We start from the raw sequence: 1,999 nt of genomic DNA, 5'->3' as shown, positions 1-1,999 counted from the left end.
GGTGATTCTTCTTCTAAAATGTCCTTCCCGAATACCTCTAGATGGCAGCGAAGAGCAGACTGTACATCAGTTAATGCTTCTTCATAAGTATCACTTTCACCAACTACAACTCCCTGAATACCAAGTGGATAAGCAATATATCCATCTGGATGTTTTTCAATGATGATTTTAATTTGTTTCATAAAAATCAACTCATACAGTATTTAAACTAAATCTTAAAGTTTGAGATTCTTCCTACGTCAGAATGACAGTTTGCTAATTTCTGAGACTTTTAAAATATCCTCTGAAAATATTCAAATCCAGATATTTTCCAATTAGTCAAGAGTTAAGAAAAGAAAATTAATAATTCTCAACTCCTAACTTTTAACTTCTAACTCTTTTTAATCTTCATCATCAGGAGCAAAATCCTCATCAGTCAGACTTTGCTGGGGAATAGCAGCAATAATTGCATCAATTACCTTCGCAACAGGAGTAATTTCGATATTTAAATCGGGAAATTTTGTCCCTTTTGGCACGATCGCACGTTTGAAACCCAATTTTGCAGCTTCCTTCAACCTTAACTCCATCTGGGAAACCGATCGCACCTGTCCACCTAAACCAACCTCACCAATTAATACCGTTCCCGGATCCACAATACGATCGCGGAAACTGGCAACTAATGCGATCGCAACTGCCAAATCTACCGCAGGTTCTTCCACATTCAAACCACCCACTGATGCCACGTAGGAATCTAATTTTGACATCGGTACACCGACTCGTTTCTCCAACACCGCCAATATCTGCACTAGGCGGTTATAATCGACACCCGTAGTCGAACGCCTTGGTGAAGAATAGCTTGTCGGACTCACTAAGGCTTGTAGCTCAACCACAATTGGACGAGTACCTTCACATGCTACCGTAATTGCACTTCCCGGCGAAGGGTCATCACGATTACCTAGAAATAACTCGGACGGATTTGGTACTTCCCGTAACCCATTCGCTACCATTTCAAAAATACCAATTTCGTGGGTTGCTCCAAACCGATTTTTCACAGTTCGTAACAAACGATGCGATGCAAATCTATCTCCCTCAAAATACAACACCGTATCTACCAAATGTTCCAATACCCTTGGTCCTGCGATCGCGCCTTCTTTGGTAACATGTCCCACTAGCAACATCGTAATATCTTCGTGTTTTGCCACCTTCATCAACGCAGCGGTACATTCACGTACCTGTGCTACCGAACCTGGTGCAGATGTCAGACTGGGGAAAAACACCGTTTGAATACTGTCAATCACTGCCAAATCTGGCTTGAGCGAGTCAATCTCCCGCAAAATCTCTTCTAAATCCGTTTCCGGCAGAATGTATAATTCTTGAGTTGCGCTGGAAAGCATCGTTAAAGGAGCTTTTTCTTTAACCTTGCCATTCCCATTAATCTTATCCTCTCCCTCTTCCTCGTCAGTTCCATCCTCACCACTATCAACCTCAACCTCAACCTCAGCAAGTTCGGGACCAACACCCAACCGTGCCGCTCGCAGCTTTACCTGTTGTCCCGATTCCTCTCCAGATACATAAAGAATCCGGTAACGTTGAGCCAACTCATTTGATACTTGCAATAGCAGCGTAGATTTACCAATACCTGGGTCGCCACCGATGAGTACTAAAGAACCAGGTACAATACCCCCACCCAAAACGCGGTCAAGTTCGCCGTATCCTGAAGGCAAGCGAGCCACTTGGCGATCGCTAATTTGGTCAAATCTCAGCGCATACCGAGCTTTAGGGGGTTTATTATTAGTTTTCTTTTGACCCGATTGATTATGCCAGCTCCCCACCCCACGACTTGGGGATTCTGGAGACGCTTGAGTACTAATCTGTTCTTCGAGGGAATTATATGTTCCGCAAGCAGGACATCTTCCGAACCATTGCGGAGACTCAGAGCCACATTCGTTACATCCAAAACTACCAAATCGGGTTCTGATTTGCGAAAAATATCTAAAGCTTCTTCTCCATCCCCGGCTGT

General features: G+C 43.6%; 2 protein-coding genes. Both read right to left on the bottom strand.

All coding sequences use genetic code 11. From position 1 onward, the window contains the following. Window positions 1-182 (bottom strand): type II toxin-antitoxin system HicB family antitoxin (locus CK510_RS29755; protein WP_095725037.1); only part of this gene is annotated, 182 nt, incomplete at its 3' end. A gap of 198 nt (window positions 183-380) precedes the next feature. Then, the gene (gene radA, locus CK510_RS29750; protein WP_095725038.1) at window positions 381-1,958 is read right to left on the bottom strand and encodes a DNA repair protein RadA; all 1,578 of its coding nucleotides are present in this window, start codon (window positions 1,956-1,958) and stop codon (window positions 381-383) included. Window positions 1,959-1,999 lie beyond the last annotated feature (41 nt).

Origin of the sequence: Brunnivagina elsteri CCALA 953, assembly GCF_002289455.1 — a bacterium.
Lineage (GTDB): Bacteria > Cyanobacteriota > Cyanobacteriia > Cyanobacteriales > Nostocaceae > Brunnivagina > Brunnivagina elsteri.
The sequence above is the reverse complement of the archived record's forward strand: the minus strand, read 5'-3'. Positions and strand labels throughout refer to the sequence as shown.